This window comes from Streptococcus sp. GMD6S (assembly GCF_000297015.1).
Map to the genome: position 1 here is coordinate 1 of NZ_AJRH01000246.1, position 614 is coordinate 614.

Here is a 614-nt window from a genome sequence, read left to right on the forward strand (position 1 = left end):
TAGCGTATAATATAAAAGAGAAAAAGAAAAGAAAGGGATTTTAAAATGAACAAACGTTCTTTATTACCTGTCTTATCGACAGCCCTGTTAGCTCCAGCCTTCTTAGCTGGACAGGTCTATGCTGAAGAAGCAACTGCCCCTGCAGAAAGTCCTGCAGTTATAGCAAATCCAGCAAATTCAGCAACTTCAGAAACTCCTGCAGCTCCAACAACAGAGGCGGCAAGTCCTACAAGTGCTGAATCGACGGAAGCAAAGGAAGCTCCTGTTGAATCTCCTAAAAGCGAAGAAAAAGACACCGTTATCTTACACACCAATGATGTTCATGGCCGTATTGTAGAGGAAAAGGGCGTAATTGGAGATGCCAAGCTAGCGACTGTCATTGAGCAGGAACGTGCGAAATCAACTCAAAATACTCTAGTTGTTGATGCGGGAGACGCTTTCCAAGGTTTGCCGATTTCCAACTCTACCAAGGGTGAAGCGCGTGCTGAAATTCTCAATCAGATGCAGTATGATGCCATGGCAGTAGGAAATCATGAGTTTGACTTTGGTTTAGACGAAGCTAAGAAATACAAGGAAATCTTGAAATTCCCATTACTTAGCTCAAATACTTATGT

The 614-nt window shown here is 42.7% G+C and carries 1 protein-coding gene; it reads left to right on the forward strand.

Annotated features, from left to right (window positions below; translation table 11 throughout):
• Nucleotides 1-45: 45 nt before the first annotated feature.
• A partial coding sequence (locus GMD6S_RS09955; protein ID WP_001042690.1) for a metallophosphoesterase occupies nucleotides 46-614 on the forward strand: 569 nt, incomplete at its 3' end.